Origin of the sequence: Providencia sp. wls1922 (assembly GCF_009706505.1) — a bacterium.
Taxonomy (GTDB): Bacteria; Pseudomonadota; Gammaproteobacteria; order Enterobacterales; family Enterobacteriaceae; genus Providencia; species Providencia lanzhouensis.
Map to the genome: position 1 here is coordinate 18,581 of NZ_WLUG01000119.1, position 20,923 is coordinate 39,503.

The 20,923-nt window shown below is 44.3% G+C and carries 17 protein-coding genes and 1 pseudogene; 8 read left to right on the plus strand and 10 right to left on the minus strand.

Going from position 1 to position 20,923, the window contains the following annotated elements:
- Positions 1 to 60 precede the first annotated feature (60 nt).
- The 7 genes and pseudogenes from GKR71_RS19240 to citC all read right to left on the minus strand — a co-directional run bounded on the left by GKR71_RS19240 (position 61) and on the right by citC (position 6,990).
- Positions 61 to 1,495: pseudogene (locus tag GKR71_RS19240) on the minus strand (anion permease).
- A 270-nt stretch (positions 1,496 to 1,765) separates the two neighbouring features.
- Positions 1,766 to 2,659, minus strand: coding sequence for a triphosphoribosyl-dephospho-CoA synthase CitG (citG, locus tag GKR71_RS19245; protein ID WP_154634737.1), 894 nt, complete (start codon positions 2,657 to 2,659; stop codon positions 1,766 to 1,768).
- Entirely contained in the window at positions 2,640 to 3,185 is a 546-nt protein-coding gene (gene citX, locus GKR71_RS19250) for a citrate lyase holo-[acyl-carrier protein] synthase (protein WP_036951306.1), read from the minus strand. Before citX ends, citG begins: the two co-directional genes overlap by 20 nt.
- Positions 3,186 to 3,188: 3 nt before the next feature.
- On the minus strand, positions 3,189 to 4,715 hold the full coding sequence (gene citF / locus GKR71_RS19255) for a citrate lyase subunit alpha (protein ID WP_108479053.1): 1,527 nt from the start codon (positions 4,713 to 4,715) through the stop codon (positions 3,189 to 3,191).
- A gap of 11 nt (positions 4,716 to 4,726) precedes the next feature.
- On the minus strand, positions 4,727 to 5,623 hold the full coding sequence (gene citE, locus GKR71_RS19260) for a citrate (pro-3S)-lyase subunit beta (RefSeq protein WP_006657569.1): 897 nt from the start codon (positions 5,621 to 5,623) through the stop codon (positions 4,727 to 4,729).
- The gene (gene citD / locus GKR71_RS20480; protein WP_154634738.1) at positions 5,623 to 5,919 is read right to left on the minus strand and encodes a citrate lyase acyl carrier protein; all 297 of its coding nucleotides are present in this window, start codon (positions 5,917 to 5,919) and stop codon (positions 5,623 to 5,625) included. Before citD ends, citE begins: the two co-directional genes overlap by 1 nt.
- Before the next feature lie 18 nt (positions 5,920 to 5,937).
- Entirely contained in the window at positions 5,938 to 6,990 is a 1,053-nt protein-coding gene (gene citC, locus GKR71_RS19270) for a [citrate (pro-3S)-lyase] ligase (RefSeq protein ID WP_195848989.1), read from the minus strand.
- Between the two features lie 371 nt (positions 6,991 to 7,361).
- Here citC and dpiB point away from each other — a divergent pair, with 371 nt between their 5' ends.
- The 7 genes from dpiB (at position 7,362) to GKR71_RS19305 (ending at position 14,696) form a co-directional block, all read left to right on the plus strand.
- Positions 7,362 to 8,999 (plus strand): sensor histidine kinase DpiB, encoded by a 1,638-nt coding sequence (gene dpiB, locus GKR71_RS19275; RefSeq protein WP_108479051.1) that lies wholly within the window; start codon positions 7,362 to 7,364, stop codon positions 8,997 to 8,999.
- Entirely contained in the window at positions 8,992 to 9,672 is a 681-nt protein-coding gene (gene dpiA, locus GKR71_RS19280) for a two-component response regulator DpiA (protein WP_036951294.1), read from the plus strand. The genes dpiB and dpiA overlap by 8 nt, the downstream gene beginning before the upstream one ends.
- Before the next feature lie 64 nt (positions 9,673 to 9,736).
- Positions 9,737 to 10,891, plus strand: coding sequence for an ATP-grasp domain-containing protein (locus GKR71_RS19285; protein ID WP_154634740.1), 1,155 nt, complete (start codon positions 9,737 to 9,739; stop codon positions 10,889 to 10,891).
- Positions 10,888 to 12,027 (plus strand): GNAT family N-acetyltransferase, encoded by a 1,140-nt coding sequence (locus GKR71_RS19290; RefSeq protein ID WP_108479049.1) that lies wholly within the window; start codon positions 10,888 to 10,890, stop codon positions 12,025 to 12,027. The genes GKR71_RS19285 and GKR71_RS19290 overlap by 4 nt, the downstream gene beginning before the upstream one ends.
- Positions 12,024 to 13,028 (plus strand): Rieske 2Fe-2S domain-containing protein, encoded by a 1,005-nt coding sequence (locus GKR71_RS20245; RefSeq protein ID WP_195848400.1) that lies wholly within the window; start codon positions 12,024 to 12,026, stop codon positions 13,026 to 13,028. Before GKR71_RS19290 ends, GKR71_RS20245 begins: the two co-directional genes overlap by 4 nt.
- 609 nt (positions 13,029 to 13,637) lie before the next feature.
- Positions 13,638 to 14,189, plus strand: a complete 552-nt coding sequence (locus tag GKR71_RS19300; RefSeq protein WP_036951284.1) for a helix-turn-helix transcriptional regulator — start codon at positions 13,638 to 13,640, stop codon at positions 14,187 to 14,189.
- A 24-nt stretch (positions 14,190 to 14,213) separates the two neighbouring features.
- Positions 14,214 to 14,696, plus strand: coding sequence for a glutathione peroxidase (locus tag GKR71_RS19305; protein WP_154610140.1), 483 nt, complete (start codon positions 14,214 to 14,216; stop codon positions 14,694 to 14,696).
- A gap of 42 nt (positions 14,697 to 14,738) precedes the next feature.
- On the opposite strand, the gene GKR71_RS19310 is transcribed toward GKR71_RS19305, so the two are convergent.
- Positions 14,739 to 15,800 carry a tetratricopeptide repeat protein gene (locus tag GKR71_RS19310; protein ID WP_230085123.1) on the minus strand — a complete coding sequence of 354 codons (1,062 nt, stop codon included), beginning with the start codon at positions 15,798 to 15,800 and terminating at the stop codon, positions 14,739 to 14,741.
- A 1,020-nt stretch (positions 15,801 to 16,820) separates the two neighbouring features.
- Between GKR71_RS19310 and dtpA the strand changes: the two genes are divergently transcribed.
- Positions 16,821 to 18,290: a dipeptide/tripeptide permease DtpA gene (dtpA, locus tag GKR71_RS19315; protein ID WP_108479045.1), complete on the plus strand. Its 1,470-nt coding sequence runs from the start codon at positions 16,821 to 16,823 to the stop codon at positions 18,288 to 18,290.
- 79 nt (positions 18,291 to 18,369) lie between these two features.
- Here dtpA and glpX read toward each other — a convergent pair whose 3' ends face one another.
- Both glpX and GKR71_RS19325 read right to left on the minus strand, forming a co-directional pair.
- Positions 18,370 to 19,347: a class II fructose-bisphosphatase gene (glpX, locus tag GKR71_RS19320; RefSeq protein ID WP_230085127.1), complete on the minus strand. Its 978-nt coding sequence runs from the start codon at positions 19,345 to 19,347 to the stop codon at positions 18,370 to 18,372.
- Between the two features lie 176 nt (positions 19,348 to 19,523).
- Positions 19,524 to 20,447: an AEC family transporter gene (locus tag GKR71_RS19325; protein WP_108479043.1), complete on the minus strand. Its 924-nt coding sequence runs from the start codon at positions 20,445 to 20,447 to the stop codon at positions 19,524 to 19,526.
- Between the last annotated feature and the right edge of the window lie 476 nt (positions 20,448 to 20,923).

Below are 20,923 nucleotides of genomic sequence, written 5' to 3' on the forward strand. Positions count from 1 at the left end.
ACCGTAAGAAAAATGGAGTGCGTTATATTGCACTCCATCTTTTTTATGGGGTAAGGGCGATTAGATTAAGCCCATGTTGATAAGAATTTCCCACCAACCTAAACCAATAGTCATGTGAACTAATAGGCTGAGGAACGCGATAATCCCACCAATGATCCACCAAGAACGAATATCGTTATAGCCTGCACCGAAGACGATTGGAGCTGCCGCGCCTCCGTAATGGGTTAAGCTGCCGCCGTAAGCGTTAGAGAACAGCAGACCCAGCGCTAACAGCATCGGCGGTGCGCCTGCAACCATACCAACGGTGGCGAAAACAGGGACCATCGCCGCCACATAGGCACCACCAGAGGCGAACAGGTAACGAATCGCGACGCTGATAAACATGATGACAAAGAACGCTAACATCGCTTGGTCACCGAAGGAGAGGTGTTCGCTCATCACATCAGCTAACCATTTGAAGAAGCCTGCTTTGGTGAGCACGCCGGACATCCCGATAATACCACCGTACCAAATCAGGGTGTTCCAGCCGCCTTTGTTCTTCAACACATCATCCCAAGTCACGACACCGAGGATCAGCGTTAATGCCATCACGGCAATGGCGACACTTGAGGCGCTCACACCGATTTTATCTGCAAATATCCAGCCGGATAACGCCAGCACAAAGATAATGCTTAGCAGTTTTTCACGCACGGTCATTGGACCTAAATCCGCTAAGCCTTTCGCTGCGATTTCTTTGTTATTCACCTTTTTCAATTCAGGTGGATACAGTTTGTAGATAATTAACGGAGTGAGGATCAACATGATTAAGCCCGGCACGGCAGCGGCTAATGCCCAGCCCCCCCCAACTTAAATGGATACCCATAATGTCGGTCATCATCGCTAATGCCAGTGCGTTTGGTGCCATAGCCGTTAAGAACATATAGCTGGTGGTTTTGGTCACCATATATACGTTTACCAGTAAATAGTGACCTGCTTTACGGGGGCTTTTTTCAGGATCAGACCCTAATGCAACCGCCACACTGTTGATGATAGGGAAGACAATCCCACCGGCACGCGCGGTGTTAGACGGCGTTGCTGGGGCGATAATCAAGTCAAGAATAGCAGTGACATATCCCAGTCCAAGAGTGGTGCCACCTAATTTTCCAATAAGAATATAGGAGAGGCGCTTACCTAAGCCTGTTATGACGAACGCGGCACTCAAGGTGAACGCGGCGAAAACTAACCACGTTGTACCAGATGAGTAACCACTCAATACTTCGCCAACTTTGACGTCTTTAGTGCCGGTTACACCGATGATCACCGCACTGGCAGCAATCGTGGCTAACAAGATCACAGGCTCGGAATAAGGTTTTAATACCAGTCCCACAATGGCGGCAAGGTACAAACCAAATAACAGCCATGCAATACTCGGTAGCCCTGCGGGCGTCGGTATTAAGGCAATGATTATTGGAATGGCTATTAAAACTAATAGCTTCCATATTTTATCTTTTTGCATAGGCTAATCCTTCAAGAATATAAAACTTTAAATTTCTTAAATCACATAAAACGAATATCTAAAATGTGTGGAAACCTATTTCTGGATATAGCGGTATCTTGAATAGTGTTATTTTTTAAATAAAACTATTGGTTAACGCTTATTGACAGAAATGTTATTAATGATTGAAAAGCAAAATCAGTTTTTATTTAAAAATTATTTTCTCTGGTTTTAATTAATCAATTTTGTGATGTTTGTTCCTTTGTTAATGAATATTTAAGTTGTTTTTATTTATGAAGCTAAATAAGTATTCGTAGGCAATCGCGCAAAAAACCACGTTAGAATTAATAAATCTGCGCTGCCTCCGGGACTTAGATTTTTTTCAATACACTGCAAGTCAAATTGTTGGACTTTGCTTAAATCCTGTTCGTCTTGAATTCCTTGATGTAACAAGCTGGTTGCTTGCTGTTTTATCCACAGAAGCCCTGCCATTCCACCGCGATTGGCGATGTTGGTATCGTCATTGAGACTCATCAGTAAAATCAGTGTATCGAGTAGGGCGATATCAGCCTGTTTACCATCTGCCAGTTGTTTCAGATAATGGGGCAGTGCGTGGGCTATCACCAGTTGATAACCTTGCTCTGCTTCCCCTCTAGCGCCAGTGAATCCATACTCTTGGAATAAACGTTGCCCTGCTGTTGGGTGCTCTGCGGGCTGTTGCAGCTCAGCGGTTAATCCTTGGCACATGTCAGAAACAACTTGGCTGATTGCGTTAGGCGTAACTCGTTTCTGTAACCCGAATAAACGTCCCACTGCAGTGAGCACTAAACCTAATGAAAAAATTGAGCCTTTGTGGGTGTTCACGCCTTGAGTGGCACAAAACATCGCTTTTTCACAATTGATACCGATACCGCGAATTTGGCGAAGTAGCTGATTAATCGGTAATTGATAGTGTTCATAACCTGCACGCAAAAACTGCGGAAAGAATTTTGCAATTGCATTGGCACTTAAATGAAAATCGGTCAGTGCCATATCTTTATGGGCGCCAGTGTTGCATTTATCTACTAAACCCGGTTTAGGGGTTAAATTGACTTCAGCAAGCATTGCTTGCCAAGCCAGTTGACTGTAGTGATTCACTACGTCATCATTTAACGTACGTTCTCGGTTAATTTTTTGCTGGAGCATGGGCTAACTCCTCGATACGACGCAAAATCTCTTCAAGGGAATGGCTGCGTTGGCGCGCACATACCTTGGCTTCATTGTCACAAATCAAGCAGCGCCTAGTCGGTAAATTGAATTGGCTGCGAGAATATAAAATGCCATTTGCATCAAAAACATCAAAGTCCCAAAGTCGGCCGACGGGGGATAATTCTTCCGCTTCCATTAAGGCTTTTTTGACCTCAAGGGCATCGGCATTGACGGCGACTAAACATTCCGGTCCGGTAACGAAAGGGAATGATTGTTGTGATAAAAGTACCCACTGCCTGCATGAAGCAACTTGCTTAAGCGCATTTAAGCCTTGATTAAAAATGTCTCTGACCAGTTGATTGTCTTTAACCGGTCCCGGAAAAACGACAGTAAATGAAATCAAGGTTACCTGATGGAGACCAATCCACTCTTGCTGACGAGCCTGACGGGCATCACGGCTCGCCAGCAAGTCAGGTAAGGAAATGTCAAATTGCTCTTGGGTATCAGGCAGTGGGTAAAACATGTTCTACTCCTTCACTTGATGGACAACATCAATCACAGAACCGTCACGATAACGCACCACGGCCACCACTTTATCGGTAAATTCGATAGGGTTTGGTGTGCCCGTTAATAATTGGGCGCGTTCACGTAACCATTGAATAGAAACGGTTTTGATGCCTTGGCTTTCTAGCTGTTGCTTCAGCTCAGGGCGTGCTGGGTTAACGGCAATACCATGGTCAGTCACCAAAATATCGACGCTAGAACCCGGCGTCACGCAAGTCAGCACATCGTCTACCAAGGTTGGGATACGACCGCGTACTAACGGCGCGACGATGATAGACAGTTTCGCCGCCACCGCCGTGTCGCTGTGTCCACCAGATGCACCGCGAATAACTCCATCTGAGCCTGTTAACACATTGACATTAAAGCGAGTATCAATCTCTAGAGCACTGAGTACTACCACATCGAGCATGTCCACTGAGGCGCCTTTAGAATCAAAGCATGCATATTGGTTGGCACTGATTTCAATGTGATTTGGGTTACGCGCGAGAGACTCGGCAGCAGCGCGGTCAAAGCTTTGCACGTCGAGTAACTTCTTAATTAAGCCTTTTTCATGGAGATCAACGATGGTGGAGGTGATCCCACCTAACGCGAAGCCTGCATGGATATGATGACGGCGCATTTTATCTTCGAGGAAGCGAGTAACCGCCAGTGAAGCCCCGCCAGTACCGGTTTGCAGTGAAAATCCTTCTTTGAAGAAGCCTGATTTTTCAATCACATCAGCGGCGGTACGCGCTATCAATAACTCACGCGGGTTGGAGGTCATGCGAGTGGCATCGGCACCGATTTTGTCGGCATCCCCCACACGTTTGACTTTGACAATGTAGTCCACTTCATCTTGCTTAATGCTGGATGGATTATGTGGATAAGGCAGAAACTCTTCGGTCAGCATGACCACTTTTTTGGCATTTTCCGCGTCGATTTTGGCATAACCCAGTGAGCCACAGCTTGCGTTGCCCGTATATCCGTTAGCATTTCCATATTCGTCACAAGACGGAACGCCGATAAATGCCACGTCGATTTTTAATTCACCGCTATGAACAAGGTTGGCACGTCCACCATGGGAGTGAACTTGCACGGGCTCCGCTAATTCGCCACGAGAAATGGCTTCAGCTAATGGGCCACGTAACCCGGAGGTGTAAATCTTGGTGACGACGCCATGGCGTATATGTTCAACCAGTGGCGAGTGGCACGCGCTGAGTGAACTTGATGCCAAGGTTAGGTTGCGAAAGCCCATTTCGGCAATCACTTGCATCACCATGTTGATGGTTAAATCACCGCCACGGAAAGCGTGGTGGAAAGAGATGGTCATGCCATCTTTTAATCCTGAGCGGCGGATAGCCACTTGCAGGTCATCACACAGTTTGCGGTTGCGTGGTTTTTGAACTTGCTGCTGAACTTTGCCGATATCTTTGAATTCACGCAGTAATTCATCGTCTTTAGGTGCTAAGTAGGCTGATACGCGAGCCTGACGCAATGTATTGGTTGTCATAATGTTCTGCCTCACTCTTCCCGAATGCCTGATAATGCCGCGCGCGATAACACTAAGCGGGCTCTTTCAATTACAGGGCTGTCTACCATTTTACCGTTGAGGGATACGACGCCTTTGCCTTCTCGTTCTGCGGCATCAGCGGCATCTACCACACGCTGTGCATGGTCGACTTCTTTTTGGGTTGGGGCATACAAGTTATGCAGTAACTCAATTTGTCTTGGGTTAATTAATGATTTGCCATCAAAACCAAGCTGTTTAATGAGAGCGGCCTCTTTGAGGAAGCCTTCTTCATTGTTGGCGTCAGAATAAACGGTATCAAAGGCTTGAATACCGGCCGAACGCGCAGCTTGTAAAATGGCGCACCGAGCATAGAGGAGTTCAATGCCGTCTGGAGACCGCTCGGTGCGCAAATTGCGGACATAGTCCTCGGCACCTAATGCGATGCCTATTAATCTTGGAGAAGCGTGAGCAATATTCACTACTTGAGTGATCCCCATCGGGGATTCGATAGCCGCGAGTAACCCGGTGCTACCTTCTTCACGCCCACAGCTTTTTTCAATACGTAAAATTTCGTTTTCAATATCAATAATATCTTGTGCGGTATCGGTTTTCGGTAAGCGCACAATATCGGCACCACCGCGAACAACGGCTTCGAGGTCAGCAACCCCATAAGCGGAGTCGAGGGCGTTAACGCGCACAATGGTTTCAATATCTTGATATAACGGGTGTTGCAGTGTGTGATACACCAAACGACGCGCTGTGTCTTTTTCTCGGATGGTGACGGAGTCTTCGAGGTCAAACATCAGGGCATCGGCTTTATAAATAAAGGAGTTACTGAGCATCGCGGCATTGGAACCTGGGACGAACAGCATACTTCTGCGAGTGCGGCTTTTTCTTTCCGGTGTCATTATTTATCCTCCCATGGCAGAGCATCGAGATCACAGGCGCGAGCCAGTAAGGCTTCGAGGCGAGCGCGTAGAACGCACTCCAATGCACCTTTGTCATCCACCACAATTTCAGCGCCTTGAATATCGTATTTTTCAATCATTTCAAGCACGATGGCATTGATGGCATCACCAAATTGTTTTTCAACACTGCTGGTGATCTGCAATGAGGCCTCAAGAGTGTCTTCAAGAGGCTCTATTCGTACCATGACATCACTGGATTCGAGTGTGCCGGCAACCGCTGCGTGTAGTATTTTCATATTTCACCTATAACTAATTCAAGCTTGTAGTGCGGGGGTAGGCGACGGTGTCTGCGCTGCGAGCATCTCTTGTAAATAGTGATACGTGGCAGGGGGCACAATCGGCTTGATCGCCGCAAGATCTTTTTTAGCGAGCAGTTTTCGAACTTGCGAGGCGGAAACCGCCGTGCCGTCGACCACTGTCCGCGGGAATTCGACCAGTTCAATGGGTGGGAATGGCATTTCGTCGGTTTCCAGCCAGTAGCGCATGTCTTGGTTATATTGGTTAGTGACTTGGCAAAATGGTTCTGAGCCGACGAAACGATGGGTAATTCCCAGCGCCGGAGCAATATATTGGCGAAAAATCTTAATATCGATTTCTGTATAACAGTTGTTGGCTACAGTAATGTCTTTAATAAAATAACAAGGGAATGTAGCCCGTGAAATAATGTATTCTGAACCTTTATGAATGGTGAGGTTATTAATTCCTTTTGTGCCTTCTTCAATTAATTTCAGGCGAACTTTATACGGAAAACGGGAAGTATCTTCTTTGACGACAAATAAATGTAGCCAATCACAGTTCTTTGAGGCTTGTTCAATTAAGTAACGATGCCCCAATGTGAATGGGTTGGCATTCATCACGATAGCGCCAATTTTTTTTCCTGCTTTATATTGGGCTTTTAAACTTTTAATATAGCGATTTAAATAACAACAGCTATTTTCCATTAAAACCATTACATTGGGCACAGTAGCAATGGTATGAAACCCGCATTGATGAAATAGCTCTTCATTTTGGTATTTGGTATAGATAAATAGGTGAGTAGTATTATTCTCGTAAGCGAGATTCACCAATTCAGTCGCTAATTTTAAGGCTAAACCTTCACCACGAACTTCATCGCTAATAGCAACGCATTTAATGACATTCTTAGCGAGACCACCACAGGCAATTAACCTTTCGTTACGTGTGATCGTAATAAAGACGTCAACGCTGGCATCAATGTCTAAATCATTCTCTTTTAAAAACTGAGTGATATCATTGAGTTTTCTGTTCTCATGACGTTTTACTTGGTTAAACGTTATGCTGTCGAACATAATGGTATCCTGCATCTCATTTAGAGATGTATTAAAAATGTTGCTAATGTTAAAGTTAATTAAATAAATATTTTTGGGTTGCCGTTAATTACCTAAGTTCTCAATTTTTATTTAATTATCCTTTTCAATATTCATATTAAATACCCTGCATATAATATATTTGACCTATTTCATGTTTCTAAAATGAGTTTGTATTTGTTTAATGGTTTTAATGTTTTTAATTACGAGTTATGAACTTTACTCAGTGGTTTTAATGTGTTTAATTAATATTATGTGCATTACTAAGCGGACTACGTTATCTTTTATCTTCATTATTGGTATTTTTGCGTGTAACAATAATTTTACTTTTTAGCGAGTTATAGAGAGACGAGATGAAAACAGAGTTTTCACAGATCCCATTTAAAAAAGGGAATATTTTTTCATTCTCAGGAAGAGTCTTTCTTCTATTGTTACTAGCTTCAGTGTTATTGACGCTTGGATTAGGCAAATATTTTACGGATACCACAGAAAACCGCATGATGGCGAACATTCGCGTACTCGCCATGAGCCAAGCCAAAATGATCGCTTCATTGGATGGCATCGTCAGTACTGTAAAAGATAAAGATATTCCTAAGCTAAAAGTTATTGCCGATAAGCTCAATCAAGATTCCAGTTATGACTATGTCGTTATTGGTGATGAACATTCCGTTCGTTTATATCATCCAAATAGCGAAAAGATTGGCTACCCAATGCAATGGAATAAACCGGGGGCGCTAGAAAATGGTGAAAGCTATTTTATTAAAGGCGAAGGCTCCATGGGGAATGCAGTACGTGCAAAAACACCTATCTTTGATGAAAACGGTAAAGTCATTGGCGTTGTTTCCATTGGTTATCTCACCACCAAAATAGATACCTCATTAGCTGAAGTGTTTGTGCAAACGTCAGCAACATTTTTAGGGGTGTTGGTAATTTTGCTATTTCTATCTTGGGCATTCGCCCGATTAATTCAGCGGCAAATGCTTGGCATGGAACCTGAAGAAATAACCCAATTAGTGTTGGTGCAAAAGGGGATTTTTGATGCGGTGTTTGAAGGCATTATTGCCGTCGACCGTTATGGGAAAATTATCAATATCAACCATAATGCTAGAAAAATGTTGGCGCTGAGTGAGTCAGCTAAACAGTTAATCGGTAAACCGGTTTCTGAGTATGTTTCTCCCGCAGGCTTTTTCACGAAAGAAATCGCGAAAAACCATCATGATATAGTTTGCGAGTTCAATGGGTTGAATGTGATAGCCAGCCGAGTTGCCATTATGGATGGTGAGTTGCTGGCGGGAGCGGTGATCAGCTTCCGTAGCCAAAATGATATTGAATCCTTAAATGCGCAGCTTTCTCAAGTTCGCCAATATGTGGATAATTTGCGTACATTGCGCCACGAACATTTAAATTGGATTTCTACTTTAAGTGGTTTGCTGCAAATGAAAGAGTACGACCAAGCCTTGGCGTTAATTAAGGGGGAATCGGAATCTCGGCAACAATTAATAGATTCACTGCGAGAGCAATTTGCAGATAAACAAGTGGCTGGGTTGTTATTTGGTAAATATCACCGTGCGCGAGAATTAGGATTACAGCTTATTTTTGTGCCGGGTTGCCAACTCCGTGAATTACCTAACTCATTAAATAGCACGGAACTCTGTGCTGTATTAGGAAATTTATTAGATAATGCCTTTGAGGCAAGTTTAAAGAACGAAGCGGGTAATAAGCAGGTAGAACTGTATATCTCAGATGAAAATAATGAGATTGTGATTGAAGTTGCTGATCAAGGATGTGGTTTTCCCCTTGAGCTGCAAGATAAATGGTTTGAACGCGGAACAACAACAAAAACGGATGCTGTCGATGGACATGGCATAGGGCTATTTTTGGTGGCCTCCTATGTCAATCGATGTAATGGGGCGGTGATCATTGAAGATAATCAACCGTATGGTACTGTATTCTCTATTTTTATACCGAAAGTGAAGACGCAAAATGGCTAAGATAAAAATCCTCATTGTCGAAGATGAACTGCTCCTTGCGGAGATGCACGCGGAGTACATTAAAGCTTATCCTGCTTGTGATAAAGTCTGGCTTGCGGGCAATCTTGCGGAAGCAAGAAAAATGATTGAGTACATGAAGCCTGACTTGATTCTGTTGGATAACTATTTACCTGACGGGAAAGGAATTGATTTAGTTCATGAACTACTTCAGGAGCGCAATAGTGCGGATATTGTATTCACCACCGCCGCTAGTGATATGGAGACAGTCTCTGAGGCGATTCGTCTAGGAGTATTTGATTATTTGGTTAAGCCGATAGCTTATGAGCGTTTAGGGCAAACGTTAGATCGCTATATTCAGCGTAAATCGGTTTTGCAGGGCGCCAATAAAACCAATCAAAGCCAGATTGATGACATGTTTAATACCTATGCCCGTGGTGAGAGCAAAGAAGAGCTACCGACCGGGATTGATGCTATTACGCTTGATAAAGTGCTCGCGTTATTTGCAGTACCCGATGCGGAATATACGGCAGAGTCGATTGCAGAAACCATAAAATTAAGCCGCACTACCGCCCGCCGTTATTTAGAGTATTGTTTAGCCCAACGTAAGATTGAAGCGGAAATTGAATACGGCAAAGTAGGGCGCCCCCAGCGGATATATCGGGGTAGTCATTAGTTGCCGTAGGTAGACGATTGAAGTCTGCGTGAAGGTGTTTGCGTCAATTTCCCAAAAGGTTGTTATGAACGTACTGATCCTTGGCGCTCGTGCGCCGGCCTGTCTAGAATGGGCGCGAGCGTTTAATGAGGCAGGATGGACTGTCAGCGTCGGTGATTCGCTCAGCCAGCCGCTGAGCTGTTTTAGTTGCTCCGTGCAACATTATATCCGCTTACCTGAACCTCGACAGAACCCGATAGTTTGGGTTGAAGCCCTTGCGGCGGCGATCGAAAATCAACATATCGACCTACTGCTACCCACTTGCGAAGAAGTGTTTTATTTGGCCTACGGTCTTGAACGCTTGCAGCCGTTGTGTCGGGTGTTAACCAGTGACTTTCCACTGTTGCATCGTTTGCATCATAAAGGGGATTTTGCAGCCATGACGAACGGCTGGTCTTTAGCCGCTCCTGAAACCCATTTACTGACAGACAGCCAAGCATTACTCGCCTTCGCGGGCGATGCTGCAAGCTGGGTATTCAAACCTGCGTATTCGCGCTTTGCCTCACAAACCTTGATCCGTCCATCAGCCCAACAGCTAAATAAAATACAGCCCACTCAGACTGAGCCTTGGGTAGCGCAGCGATTTATCAAAGGACGGGAGTTTTGCAGTTTTAGTGTCTTGGTTGATGGTGATCTACGCGCCCACAGCTGTTATCACCCACGCTATCGAGTGGGCCGTGGCTCAGGGATCTATTTCCAACCGAGTGCACCAGAACAGGTACGACAATTTATTGAGTATTTTGGACGAGAGACCGGCTATAACGGACAGGTAGGGTTCGATTTTATTCAAGACAAAAATGGTTGTTTCCATGTGCTGGAGTGCAACCCAAGAGCGACCAGTGGTGTGCACTTGTTCGACAACCAGCGACGGTTACTAGTGAATAGCTTGAGTCACCCATCCGAGCAGATCCTTGAACCGACATTAGAGCCTCGAATGATCGCATTGGCGATGCTGTTATTTGCCGCACCACGACGAGCCCTTAGCCCGACGCTCTGGCGTGATTATGCCGCCGCTCGCGATGTTATCGTGCAAAAAGGTGACTGGTGGCCGTTGATAACACAAGTCGGAAGCCTCACGGAAATTGTTGCTCGGGCGGTATCTCGACGCTGTGGATTATTAACGGCATCTACGGCAGATATTGAATGGAATGGTCAGCCACTAGATGAGCGTACGCCATGAGATTATTGTTCGAAGATCAAATCGTTAGTGAGAACGCTAGCTCGAATGATAGCTTGGCTCGGTGCTATGTGCGTGCTTGTGCCAGCGAGTGCTTGATAGGTAATGTCAGCACGAAAATGGTGTTGCTCGATACGAGGACGCAGCAATTTCCGGTCAGTATCACGGACGGCAATGAACCCGACGACAACTGCTATGTGGTGTCCCCCCAAACAGCCTACAGTGGTTATGCCCGCGAGGAAATCAAACGCCTTGGTCACCCCTATCTGACTTGGCCGTTGAAGCTGCTGACTCAAGCTGTCGAACGCTTACTAAATGCGGGTAAGGTCAACAAATTGGTGCAGGTAAACAACTGGTTACTATCGACCAATCTTTATCCAGATGATTGGGATGTTACTGAATTACCGGCAATCACGGCACTGCTGAGGCAAAACTTTCCTGAGCATGGAATTGGTTTTCGTTCGCTTAATGATTTCAGTAATCGTGCATTGCGCCAAAGCCTACAAAATCACGGATACTTGTGTATACCTAGCCGACAAGTTTACTTATTTGATGGTCGGGCAGGGGAGCAAGCGCCGTTTCTCAAACACCACAATACTCGGCTGGATGCCACTTTATTGCGGCGCAGCCCATATACCGTCGTACCTGGTAACGAATTGAATGATGACGATTTCAAAAGAATAGAGCATCTTTATAACCTGCTTTATTTGGATAAATATTGCACACTGAATCCCCATTATAGTGCGCAATGGATGCAGCAGGGACAGCGTGAGGGTTGGCTAGAAATCCGCGCTTTACGTAACGCAGAAGGGCGTATTGACGGCGCATTGGGTTGGTTTTCATCTTCCACTGTGATCAGCACGCCAATAGTGGGTTATGACACCGCGTTACCCCAACGGCTTGGGCTGTATCGACAATTGACTCGTTTGTGCTTGCAAGAAGCGGCTGAGCGTCGTCAGGTGCTGAACTTTAGCTCTGGCGCGGCTGAGTTCAAGCGCTTGCGGGGTGGTGAGCCGCAGATCGAATACAGCCTAGTCTACGTCGCCCATTTATCTTGGGGACGACGCCTTGTATGGAAGGTGCTGAGTGCTCTGTTACATGGTATCGGTGTGCCGATGATGAGGAAGCTAAAACTGTGAAACCGTTTGAACATCAATGGTGGCCTGTGGCTATCAGCGACAAATTGCGAAACCAACCGGTGGCTTGCCAGCTACATGACACTCCGGTGGTGCTGTTTCGCGACAATGACGGGCATGCTGCTGCGCTACCCGATCGTTGTCCGCATCGTTTTGCACCATTGAGCGCGGGAAAAGTTTGTGATGGGCTGATTGAATGTCCTTATCATGGCTGGCAGTTTTCTGCCGATGGGCGTTGTACGCGAGTGCCTGGTACTGAACTTGCGGCGGGAAGTAAGCCGCTGCTTGAGAGTTTTCCTTGTTGCGAAGCTCACGGGCTAGTTTGGATTAGCCTGAGCATGGAGCGTCCGCAGATCCCGCCAGTTGCTCCTTCCGATAACTCGCAGAGAGTCGATACATTTTGGATCACCGATGAAGTGCAGTGTTCGCTGCAAGACGCCGCAGAGAATTTTCTCGATGGTTTTCACACCCATTTTGTTCACTCTGGCTGGATCCGTCACGACCGGCAACGGCAACAAATCAGCGTCCGAGTTCGCCCTCTGGCTGATGGCGTCGAAGCCGTGTATAGCGAAGAGGGCAAACAGTCAGGATTTATTTCTCGATTGTTTGAACGTGACCGCGGTGTCAGTATGGGGCGTTTTCGTCTGCCGTGTCTGGCAGAAATTGAGTACCGTGACCGTAGTGACGAGCTCAATCTGCTGGTTAGCGCTTGGTTAGTACCTTGTGGAAATGAGCAGTTACGCCTATTTGCACGAATAGCGACTCGGCAGGGCAAGCTTCCGGCAGTCATTAAACGTTATGTATTGAGCAAGTTATTCCGCGTGATCCTCCGTCAAGACCGCCAAATATTGGAAAAAGTCAGCGCCAATAAATTGCGTTTTCAAGGAACCTTACCGACACCGCTCGATGGTGAGCAAGATCTACTAGGGCCAAGTATTCGCCAATTACTTGAAGATGGTGAGCCGCTGATGTTTGAGGAGCGGAAGTTTTGTTTTCGGCTTTAAGTCACAGCGAGGAATATTGTATATGCTTTCCAGACATATTTGGAGCCTATAAAAAGGCTCTTTTCATAGGTTCAGTGCCATCAACCCCATCTCATCATTTTTCTCAAGTATAAGCCTTCAATTGTATTACTCAGCACTACTCATTGGTTTCAAAAGAAATAATTGCAGAAGTTTTTAATGAGAATAAGTCTCATTATGATATTTTCGTACCAGTACAGTGTGATAGTAAATACGCGGTATGGGAATGTTCATACGTCAACACTATTCATGGCGTTGACGTGTGTCAACGATTTGTATATTATTAGCGCACCAGGAGGCTGATGAGCAAAAAGCACCCTAACAAAGAAGTACGTGAGGCTCTCCGTTATGCAGAGGAAAAGGGCTGGATCGTTGAAGACGCGACGGGGCATCCTTTCTGTACTGTTAAATGTGGAAATGCTGATCATGGACGAACTCACGCGATGAGCGTAAACAGCACACCCAAAAATCCGGAAGTGCACGCAAAGCAAATCCGTAGAATGGTTGACCGCTGTACCCCGAGGAAACCTAAGGGTTGATCCGGTTGTTTAAGGCAAGGCGGGTAACCGCCTTTTTGATGAGGAGAGCGGAATGGAACTCTACAATTTCACCCTAACGTTATCAGGTGTTCAAATGGAGACAGAGGGACTTGCGGGTGCTCTGTATACCAACGGTTGTGATGATGCGCTAATTTGCTACTACGGTAGTTCAGTGTATTTAGAATTTGACAGAGAAGCGAAAAGTTTAGATTTAGCAATCAAATCAGCGATTAATGACATTGAAACGGCAGGTATTGGGGCTGTCGTTGAGTCGGTGGACTCGGCTCTAGTTGGTTTGAGTGATATTGCCCAACTTTCCGGTTTAACTCGCCAAGCCATTGCTTTACTAAAAGACGGCTCACGAGGTAAAGGTGATTTCCCTTGTCCTATCCAACGTATTAGTGGTCAATCACCACTTTGGGATTGGTCAGACGTTGCTAAATGGTTGAATGATAGCGGCCGCCTCGACAGTAAAGGCGTTCAGGCTCGAGAACAGTTGGTGTGTAATGCACATATATTGAGTAAGTGGAACCTTGCGTTAAGAATGCGGTCATTTGGAAACATTAAAGAAGTAGAATCAATCGCATATTCACTTATTTCATAATATTTGATCTTTGAGGACGTTACGATGACCCACTTTTATCAACTAACAGCAACGAGCCTTGGTGGGCAGCGCATTTCTATGGCGGACTACGCGGGTAAGGTGGTTTTAGTTGTAAATACAGCTAGCCATTGTGGTTTTACACCGCAATACGAAGGTCTTGAAGCACTCTACAAAAAATATTCAGATCAGGGTTTGGTGGTGCTTGGCTTTCCTTGCAACCAATTCGGGAAACAGGAACCTGGCGGCGCAGAGGAAATCGAGCAAACCTGTTACATTAATTACGGTGTGAGCTTTCCGATGTTCGAGAAAATAGACGTCAATGGAAGTGCAGCGCACCCAGTATTTCGTTATCTAAAAAGTGAGTTGCCGGGGCTGTTGGGTGGCCGGATTATGTGGAATTTCACCAAATTCCTGATTGGACGCGATGGTAAACCGCTAAAGCGTTTCGCTCCGTTTACGACCCCTGAAAAAATGGAAGCGGCGATAGTTGCCGCACTTGGAATTTGAGCGTTCGGACATTCTAGCTATTTCATGCAGATAATCTTAGGGCTATTTCCCTGTCCCCGAATTCTGTAACTCATTTTCCATAATCATCACTTTCTTTTGGGCGCGCTCGTCGCCTTGTTTCGCGGCGAGCCGATACCAATATAAGGCTTTCGTATCATCTTGCGATACGCTCATTCCATATTGATAGCACGCTCCGCTGGCATACTGTGCATCGCGGCTGCGTTGGTTGGCGGCCTTGATAAACCACTGGCAGGCTTTAGCTTGGTCAGCGGTGATGCCATCACCTCGAGCATAAATTAACGCTAAATTAAATTGGGCGGACACTTCCCCTTGCTGAGCGGCTTGGGTTAACCACTTAATGGCGGAAGCGGTATCGCGTTTGGTGCCTTGCCCTGCTAAGTAGAGCATACCTAAGCTATTTTGTGCGGGAGAGAAACCTAATTCCGCAGAGCGCGTAAAATACTGAAACGCAGCGGGGTAATTGACTTTGTCATACATCCCCGTTGCTGCTTGATAACCTAATAAATAGAGCGCTTGTGGCTGATTTTTCTCAGCCAGTGCGAGGTAGATTTGATTGGCTTTTTGGGGATCTTTATCTCCGATTACGCCTTTTTCATACCAATAAGCTAAAGTTAGCTGCGCTGCGGGTAACTGTTGTGCTGCGGCTTTTTCTAGCCAGCTTAATGCTTGTTGTGGATTTTTCTCTAACAGGTTTGGAATACCTTCTAGAGTATATTCCGCCATATTCATTTGACCAATAGGGTCGCCTGCGTTGGCTGCCGCTTCCATCCAAAGCAACATCTCTTTGGGATTTTTACCGATGCCAGCCCCTTGCTGGTACATCAGGGCGAGGTTGATTTGTGCCTTGGTAAAATTTTGACTGGCAGAAAGTTTATACCAATAGGCGGCTTTATCTAACTGACCATGAGATTGATAAAACATCGCTAAATTAAACTGAGCTTCAGCTTGCCCGCTATCGGCTAATTGCGTGAGTGTTTTTTCATCCACAATTGAAGAAGGTGCAACAGGGGCGACAGTTTTAGCATGGCTCATGTTAATAAAAAGCGAGCAAAAGATAATGAAGGGGAAGATAAACTGTTTCACTGAGCTTCCTTGGGATGAATTTTAGCCATTTATTCCTAGTGGATAGGTTAACGGGTTGCTGTTAGCGGTGCAATTGCCATTCTTGCTATTCTGAAAATTATTTTTACGCATTAAACGAAGATAAATCATGATGTTATAAAAAAGATTAAAAATAATTAAAAAAAAGATGAACCTTTTAAGTCTATCAAGGGTCTTAATTACATATATATCACTGTTTGCTTGTGTAAACATTCATATATTTACCCTCAACATTCATTTCTTTACATGAAGTAATGCAATAATGCATCTATATCGTGTAGTTTGAATTAGTAGTACGATCCTTAATAGAATGCATTATGCCCAGTTTTAGTCGCTGGGCTTTTTTTTTGCATAAAATATGACTCTTCTTGCAAATACCGCTTTATTTTTATTTCACTCCGCTATTTCGTTCGATAAATAAACACGTAATAGTGACATCAATAAATAATCACCTATCTAAATTCATTTTCTATTCAGTTTTTATTATCACGAAGGCGAAATATCCGCAGGGTGCCGCGCGGTATGTTTGTAGTGTGTATAGGGTGTTACTCTGCGAGTAAAATGATTAAAGATAGAACAATATGCTTAACATATAGTGAACAAGTGATTATTTAATGGGCGATAATAATTTCATGATTTTTTAAAAAATTGAAGTTAATCACGATAACGATCCATAGATGTAGTAATTAACACTAGCTAATTCTTTAGTTTTGGTGCATAAATAGCATATATTGCTTAATTGATTATTCTGTTTGGATTGGCATATATTCGCTGTAATGCTGAATAAATAATCAAATATGCTTTAACTCATTGAATTTTATGTTCGCGATTCATAAACAATATTTACACACAGTTTTGTTTGTTTTGAGGTCAGGGATTGATACTCCTCCTACCAAAAGTGAATCTTCTAAAGCTTGAATTCTTGAGACCATAACAATGCGAGGGTGCAGACAGCGTCCCGTGGTTTTTTTGCATACGTACAGGTTGTATTAGAGGTAACTTGTGTCCACAACAAATAACAAAGAGGAAGTCAGTCTTAACGCGTTTAAGCAACCTCGTTCATTCTATCTCATCTTTTCTATCGAACTCTGGGAACGTTTTGGTTACTACGGTCTTCAGGGGATCCTCCCAATTTATCTCAGCCAAGTGCTTGGCATGTCGGAAGCGGAATCTATCACGCTGTTCGCGGCATTCTCTGCACTGGTTTATGGCTTCGTTGCTATCGGTGGTTGGTTAGGGGATAAAGTTTTAGGGACTAAGCGCGCGATTGTCCTTGGGACGGTAGTGTTGATTGTCGGTTATGCCTTCGTTGCCTACTCTGGGCATGATGTGTCGATGGTTTACCTCGGTCTAGCTACCATCGCGGTAGGTAACGGTCTGTTTAAAGCGAACCCATCATCATTATTATCTACCTGTTATGACAAAAATGACCCACGTTTGGACGGTGCATTCACCATGTACTATATGTCCGTTAACATTGGTTCATTCTTCTCAATGCTGGCAACGCCATGGTTAGCCAAACATTACGGTTGGGATGTCGCATTCTCCCTCAGCGTAGTGGGTCTGATCATCACCTTAATTAACTTCTACATGTGCAAAAAATGGGTCGCAGACCACGGTTCAAAACCGGACTTTGCACCTGTTGTTATCTCCAAATTACTGATGACTATCGTCGGTGTGGTTGCACTGATTGCGATTTCAAACTGGTTACTGCACAACTTAGGTATTGCACGTGCGGCACTGGCGGTGATTTCTCTGGGTATTTTAGTTATCTTTATCAAAGAGATGATGGCACTTAAAGGTATTGCTCGTCGCCGTATGGTGGTCGCATTGATCCTGATGCTCGAAGCAATTGTTTTCTTCGTACTGTATAGCCAAATGCCAACCTCACTGAACTTCTTCGCACTGCATAACGTAGAGCACGAAGTTTTCGGTTTTGCGATTGAGCCTGCTCAGTATCAAGCCTTAAACCCATTATGGATTATGATTGGTAGCCCAATTTTGGCGGCAATCTATAACAAAATGGGCGATAACTTACCGATGCCACATAAATTCGCTATCGGGATGTTACTGTGTTCAGCGGCGTTCTTAGTACTGCCATTAGGGGCAAAATTTGCGAACGAAGCGGGTATTGTTTCTGTTCAATGGTTGGTTATCTGCTACGGTTTCCAAAGTATCGGTGAGCTGATGATTTCAGGTTTGGGTCTGGCGATGGTGGCACAGTTAGTTCCACAACGTCTGATGGGCTTTATCATGGGCGCATGGTTCTTAACTAACTCTGCAGCGGCATTTATCGCGGGTTATGTTGCTTCTATGGCAGCAGCGCCTCAAGGTGAGATCACCAGCAAAGTTGAATCACTGGCTGTCTACAGTGATGTCTTTATGAAGATTGGTCTGGTAACGGGTGCAATTGCTATTGTGATGGTATTTACCGCGCCGTTATTAAACCGTATGACGCAAGAACAGCATTAATTTGTTCTATCAGTGATAAAATTGAAAAGGGCGATAAAAATATCGCCCTTTTTTAATGCATGATTATTCAAAGCATCCGCTATTTAAAATAGCGATTACTAATTAACTTCATGGAGCGGTTATTGCCGTTGACTAAAATGGTGCTCGCGCTGCGGCTATGCAGATCATTCGAGATACCATTCATCAGTACTGTTGGGGTGATAGCAGTTGCCGAGAAAATTACATCGGACGTATTCACCATCATATCCAACGTTAAAATTTCCCCAATTTCGATGCCCATCTGTTGGCAACGAATGGCTTCTTGCGCCGCTAACAGTTTATTTTGTTCGGTGTCTTCTTTGGTTTTGTTACGTGGAACAAGGCGTGCTTGCATGTCGCCACCTAATGCGCGGGCAATGGCTGCACTAATAATGCCTTCTGGTGCACCGCCGATACCATACATCATATCAATAGGGTGCTCAGGTAAGATTGTCAGTAGTGATGCCAGAACATCGCCATCAGGGATAGTGATGACATTAGCGCCAAAATTACGGATGGTTTTAATAATGTGCTGGTGGCGAGGTTTATCGAGAATGGCAATGTTGAGCATGGAAATGGGTTTATCCAATGCGGCAGAGAGAAATTCGAGGTTCTTCTCTAATGGATTTTTTAGGTGAACGGCATCTTTTGCTGCTGCGCCGACGACCATTTTCTCCATATACATATCGGGGGCTTGCAGTAATGTTCCTGTTGGGGCTGCCGCCAAAACGGCAATCGCATTGTGCTCATTACATGCCACCATACGGGTGCCATCAATGGGGTCGACTGCGATATCTAAATGATGTTCGCTAGATTGCTTGCCGACTTGTTCACCAATATACAGCATTGGGGCTTCGTCAATTTCCCCTTCGCCAATTACGATTTTTCCATGAAAATCAATCTCATTAAGTCGATTTCGCATGGCTTCAACTGCAGCGTTATCCGCTGCATTCTTATCTTGTTTCCCTACCCATTCAAACGCGGCAATGGCGGCAACTTCCGTCACTGATGCGATAGCAGACGCGAGTTCATCGCTAATTTTCATTTTGGTGTGATTCCTAGGACTAAAAAATTATCGCGCCTATGATACGTTTTTTGCGATCAACTTGGTAATTTTTTGGCGAATAAAACGGCGTTTTATTGAGTTTGGAGAGGGGGAGTTAAGCTGATGGAAAGGGCGGAGCGAACCCCGCCATGTGATATATCAAAGATGCATTACAGCATTTCGACGATGGTGATCCCGCCAATAATTGAAATCAATGCCGCAATGGTACTGAGTAATACGGTTCCCGCAGAGGTTTCAGTATAGGCTTTATTACTGATAGCTAACGCTGGTACAGCTGTTGCCGTCGGTAACACACCGATAATAAATGCCGCTTTTAATAAATCACTTTGTAATCCTAATGCGAGGCCGGTTCCAAGAATAAGCGCCGCCTGTACAAAGTTTTTCACAAAAACGTTAAAGATAATTTCTTTATTGATTGTGAGTTTAATACCTGAAAGCAATAAACCGAGGAAGAAGAGAGCCACACCACCTGCCGTTTTCCCGAGTTCATTGACTGAGTTTTGTAGAATTTCAGGTAATTTTACGCCACAAATTGCCAGAATTGCCCCTAAAACAGGCAGGAAAACTAATGGTTGAATAACGGCTTTACCGACAGATTTCAGAATACCGTTACCATTCGCTGATCCACTGATCATCAATAAGGTAAATGGAATTATGATGACGGTATAAATTAAGTTACCGAGAACCATGGCAATTAAGCCGGATGAACCGACAGTTGCCAGTAAAACAGGTGGTCCACAGTACGCCATATCCGGGAATGAAACAGACAATGCTTGCATCGCAGCATCGGTTTTATTGTGGCGGAAAAATACTTTACCGACTACAAAACCAATGACATAGGATGCAATTAACCCGACTGCGAGCGCTATCAAGTAATCAACATTCAGTAAAACTGAAGGTGGGGCTTGAACGGCAGCAAGGAATAATGCGAATGGTAAGGCGATTTTGACAACAAAGTCAGCAAACGCTTGCGAATATTCCCGTTTCACGAAGCCATATTTACCCGATAACCACCCTACGGCAAGACCGAGTATGATGGGGCTTAGGGCTTCAAGTATTATATGTAATAACATAGGTATTCCTTTGCGTTATTTAGGACAATACATATTTTTTAAATATATCGATAAAAGACAGTCGTTATTTGTTAAATAACTTATTGGTGATTTTGTCTATAAATTAATAACATAATCACACGAAAAAACACCTATTATCTGCATATTTTCTCTAATAAATAGAAAGTATCAAAAATGGATTATTGAAATTAATAAGTTATTAATAAAGTAATAGGGGATTCAGTAGCGAGAAAAAAATCATTTGAAAATGTGCTCTTAGAGACTAAAAAATATTAAAAATGTACTATCATTTTATGATAGTTAAATAATAAGATGATATAATAGATTAATCCGTGAATACTCTTAAAAAGAGTTATTTTGTAACAGTTTGTTACCCACTGTTGGCAATTTAGTTATTCGTCTCTAAACTAGGATGATTATTGAATAATGTCGATTGATACTGTGTATTCTAAGATCCTGTTAACTAATCTTGGGTT